At 70.8% G+C, this 4,587-nt stretch carries 3 protein-coding genes; all 3 read right to left on the minus strand.

What is annotated here, in order from left to right; genetic code table 11:
* Positions 1 to 1,519 (minus strand): transglycosylase domain-containing protein (locus RIF93_RS18820; RefSeq protein ID WP_309092984.1); only part of this gene is annotated, 1,519 nt, incomplete at its 3' end.
* Between the two features lie 176 nt (positions 1,520 to 1,695).
* The gene (locus tag RIF93_RS18825) at positions 1,696 to 2,790 is read right to left on the minus strand and encodes a histidine kinase (protein ID WP_309092985.1); all 1,095 of its coding nucleotides are present in this window, start codon (positions 2,788 to 2,790) and stop codon (positions 1,696 to 1,698) included.
* A gap of 151 nt (positions 2,791 to 2,941) precedes the next feature.
* A complete protein-coding gene (locus RIF93_RS18830) occupies positions 2,942 to 4,318 on the minus strand; it encodes an alpha/beta fold hydrolase (RefSeq protein ID WP_309092986.1) in 1,377 nt (458 codons plus the stop codon).
* Positions 4,319 to 4,587: the final 269 nt, after the last annotated feature.

Genomic DNA, 4,587 nt, shown 5'->3' on the forward strand with positions numbered 1-4,587 from the left:
CGCCGCCTCCGCCGCTGGAGCCCGACGTCACCGCCGTGCGCAGCATCCGGTTGAGGTCGCTGAGCGGCGGGTTGGCGATGGCCGGCGCCGCAGCCTGCGGCTTCTTCTGGTAGAGGGTGACGCCCGAGCGCGTCCGGATGCGCTCGATGCCGTAGGCCTGCACGCGATTGCCGCCGTTGGCGAAGGCCGCATAGGCCTGCGTCATCTCCAGCGGCGTAACCAGAGTCGTGCCGAGCGCCATGGCCGGGTCGGTGTTGACGGTCGAGACGATGCCGACGCGGCGGGCGGTGGCGGCGACGTTCGGCCGACCCACCTCGTCGGCAAGGCGCGCGGCCACGGTGTTCACCGACTGGGCCAGGGCGTGTTCCAGCGTCAGCGGCCCCAGGAAGCTCTCGGTGTAGTTGGCGGGCGTCCAACCGGCGATGGTCACCGGCTCGTCCACCACCGGCAGGTCGGGCGTGCGGCCCTGCTCCAGAGCGGTCAGATAGACGAACGGTTTCCAGGCCGAGCCCGCCTGCCGCTTGGCGCTGGCGGCGCGGTTGTAGGGCGCGCGGACGTAGTCCGTCCCGCCGACCATCACCCGCACCCGCCCCTGCCCGTCCACCGCCACCACGGCGGCCTGCTCGGCCCGCGCGGCCTTGTGGCGGGCGACGGTGTTACGGGCGGCTTCGAAGGCGGCCTGCTCGAGGGAGAGGTCCAGGGTGGTCTCGACGATGACGTCCTGGCGCACCTTGCCGGCGGTCTGTTTCACCTGGTCGTCGATCCAGTCGATGAAGTACTGGGCCGGCGCATTGGGAGCGGTCTTCCAAATCCGCGGCTTCTCGGCGAACGCCTTGCTCCGCTGTGCGGGCGTGATCGCGCCCGTCTCCACCATGGCGTCCAGCACCAGCTTGGAGCGCGCGAGCGCGGCCTCGGTCTGCTCGGCTGGATTGTAGTTGGTGGGCGACTTCAGCACGCCCGCCAGGATCGCCGCCTCGCGGAGCGTCAGGCGCGAGGCCGGCTTGTTGAAATAGCGTTGCGCCGCCGCCTCCAGGCCGTAGGCGCCCGAGCCGTAGTAGACCCGGCTGAGGTACAGCGCGAGGATCTGCTTCTTCGAATAGGTCCGTTCGAGTTGAAGGGCGTAGGCGATTTCGGTGGCCTTGCGCTCGATCGTCCGGTCCTGCGTCAGGAACAGGTTGCGGGCCAGCTGCTGGGTGATGGTGGAGGCGCCCTGGGTGGCGCGGCCCTTGTCGATGGCCACCACCACCGCGCGCGCGATGCCGCGGGCGTCGACGCCGTTGTGCTCGTAGAAGCGACGGTCCTCGATGGCCACGAAGGCCGCCGGCACATAGGCCGGGACCTTGCCGAGATCAACGGGCGGGGCGTAGCGGCCGCCGCGCACGCCGATCACGGAGCCCGAGCGGTCGACGTAGATCACCTGCGGATCGCGCTTGATCTCGGGCAGGCGCGGCAGTTCCGGCGCCTGGGCGACGACCAGGTTGGCGGCCGCCAAGGGGGCCGTAAGGGCAAGGCCGATCACGTGCAGTCAGCTCCGCGGGTCACGACACCCCCCAGCGCCGCACCATGAGCCTCCTTCTGTCGCGTGGGTGAATTAAGGCCAAGATAATTCGCCGTAATCCACCCGCGGCTCGCGACCGCGCCCGCGCCCAGCGCCCGGCTGCGACGGCGCCGGAGTTCTGGACGGCCGCTAGGGCCTCAAACCCTCGCCCTCACCTGCGGAGTAGGCGCCGTCGGCGCAACGGCCGCGCCCGAAAGCGCCAGCATCACGCGGACTCCCGCCCGGCCTTCCCGGACGGTCATCCAGGCGCCTTCGTCGAGGGCGAGGACGCGAGCCTGGGTCTGCTGGATGAGCTCGCGCGGCAACGGCCCATGGCCGGGCTTCGTCGTCACCCGCAGGACGAGGCGGCCGCGCCGGACGAGCACGCGCACCAAGACCTCGATAGGGCCCGCTACAGCCGTCGCGTAGGTGACGACGCTTTCCACGAGCGGCAGAAGGCACAGGGCCGGCGCCCGGCAGTCCAGGAGCTCGGCGGGGACCCGGTAGCCGATCCTCAGGCGCTCGCCGAACCGGGTCTCTTCGATCGCGGTGTAGTGCTCGGCCGCGGCGAGCTCGTCGGCGACGGTGGACCATCCCGACAGGTCGCTCCGGAACGAGACCCGCAGCAGCTTGGCGAGGCGCGTCAGCATGCCGTCCGCCTCATCGATGCGGGCTGTCATCATCAGGCCGTGGATGGCGTTCATGGCGTTGAACAGAAAGTGGGGCTGAACCTGCGCGCGGAGCAGCGAGGCTTCAGCCCGGGCGCGGTCGATCTCGAGCTGTGCGCTGTGTTCGGCTCGGATGCGGGTGGCGTCGACGGCACGCACCAGGAGAAGCACGCCGCCCACGGCCAGGTGGACACAACCGTAGAAGCCCAGGTTCAGGGCGAACAGCTCGAGAGGGGTCTCGTTCACGGCGTTGAAGACCCGCTCCAGCGGGATGTCGAGGGCGGCCTGGAGCACGCCCAGGGCTGCGGCGGTCAGCACCGTCGGGACCACGCGGCCGCGGCGCGGCGCGCCGACGCGCGCGTCCCTCATCACCAGCAGGAAGCCGCACGACAGCACCACGCCCATCAGCGCCGCCAGGACGGCATGGACGGTGCTGGCGATTTGGGTCGGGCTCGCGAGGCTGGGAGCGCGGGCGGCCAGATAGGTGCCGAGCAGGACGCCCCAGACCAGGCCGATTGCGCCGAGATCCAGCAGCAGCCCGGGGTTCGGCCGTGCGCGTCGCCGGGAAAGTGCGCCTATGTCCATTCAGCCCCCAATGCCCCACGAGATCCTGGAGGCTTCGGCGGCCGTAAGCCCGCGGTTTGCGGTGGGTCCAGGCCTCCCTGCGACGAGAAGCCCGGCGGGACGCCTAGTCCGCGTCCGTGGCGAGGTCGAATTCGTTGGCCTCAGGCGAACCCTATGCGCCGCGCTTGACGGGGGCGAAGCGGCTCGCGACGGCGGGCGCTCGCATGCTCTCTTCGATCCAGTCGGCGAACAGCGTCGTCAGCTCGGGGTTGAACGGGTAGCGCTGGGCCGGCGCCGCGCCGGCGCGGGCGCGGACCTCCTCGCGCGAGCCCTCGATGGTCATGCTGTGGCCGGTCCTCGGCACCGAGACGAAGCGGGCGGTGCCGGGGCGGTAGTGGTTCACGACATCGGTCACCAGACGGTGATCCTCGTCGTCCACAGCCGCGAAATCGCTCTCCCCGTAGACCGCGAGTACGTTGGAACGGGTGTCGCGCCAGGCCGACAGCAACGGCGTGGCCGTCAGCTGCCGCCAGAACTGGTGGTGACGCCCGATGAGCTGATCGCCGCCGTCCCAATCAAACCAGGCGCGCAGCAAACGATCCATCTCGGGCCCGTCGGCCGCCACCGACTTCGGCGGCTCGCCGTCGATGAGGAGCCGGTGAATGACCTTGCGCAGCTTCTCGCCCTCGATCTCGGAGCTGGCCGGATCAGCGCCGCGGCTGAGGAAGTTCTGGTACTTGACGATGTCGAGGTTGTAGTCGGCCCAGTTGCGGGTGACGGCGCCGTAGATCGCGACGCCCCGCGGCGGCGCGTTTCGCGCGGCCACGATGGGAGCCTGGATGCCGCCCATGGAGTGGCCCAGAAGGAAGATCCGATCGGGCGTGACGCCATGGCGCTCCTGCAGCGTCCGGTATCCCGTCTCGAAAGCCTTCAACTCGGTTTCGAAGTCGATCTCGGCGCAGGCCGGGCCGCCGCGGCTGTCGCCCGCCTGGGGCTTCTCGATGCGGTAGATCGAGATCCCCCGGGCCAGCAGCCCGTCGAACAGCTGGCGGTGCGGCGAGTCCGGGCCGAGCGTCTCCATCGAGTCACAGGTGTAGCCCTGCAGCAGGAACACCACCGGCCCTTTCGCCCCACCCGGCGGCGTGACGAAGATGTCCCGCAGCAGCCCGCCCTGGAAGGCGACGGCCCCATAGCTCGCCTGGCCGTTGGCGTAGGTCTCGAACGGCCGCGCGGCGAGCTTGCCGGACAGCTCCACGGAGCGGCCGCCTCGGAGCACGGCGAGGCGGACCGGCGAGCCGGCGGTGCGGCCGCGCATGGCGCGCAGCAGGTCGTCAGGGCTGCCGACGGCCGTCCGGTCGATCCGGACAATCGTGTCGCCTTCCTCCAGCTTCACGGCCTTGGCGATCGCGGGCGCGGCGAACCTCGCGACCAAGGCCCCCGCCGGCGCGCCAGGCGGCGGCGCGGCGAGCTCCACGCCGAGGGCGGCGCTGCGCGGCAGCGCAGGCGAACTCGAGCTCAACGCAAGACTGGCGATGACGGCGACGAACATTGGCGATCCCCCGTAAGCGGCTGAGGGAGCCTAGGACTCCCTCCCCGAGGGCGGAGCGTGTCCGCACCATGCGACGAATGGCAAGGCGGGCGCGACGAGCTCGTGCAAAGCTGCGGCGAGTTCGTCATGGCCGCCGCCGGCAGGCGCCGTCGGCTCCGGCGTCTGGCTTGGGGGCGCCAAGCCAGACGGGCGTCAGCGCCGCTTCAGCCATCCTGAAATCGCCTGGCGCGTTCGGCCGGGAGCCAGAGTGCTTCGAAGCCACGCGAGGC

The organism is Phenylobacterium sp. (genome assembly GCF_031181185.1).
Taxonomy (GTDB): domain Bacteria; phylum Pseudomonadota; class Alphaproteobacteria; order Caulobacterales; family Caulobacteraceae; genus Phenylobacterium.

Coding starts and splice junctions, on each gene's coding strand:
- RIF93_RS18830 (WP_309092986.1), bottom strand. CDS start 4,318: ATGTTCGTCGCCGTCATCGCCAGTCTTGCGTTGAGCTCGAGTTCGCCT.
- RIF93_RS18825 (WP_309092985.1), bottom strand. CDS start 2,790: ATGGACATAGGCGCACTTTCCCGGCGACGCGCACGGCCGAACCCCGGG.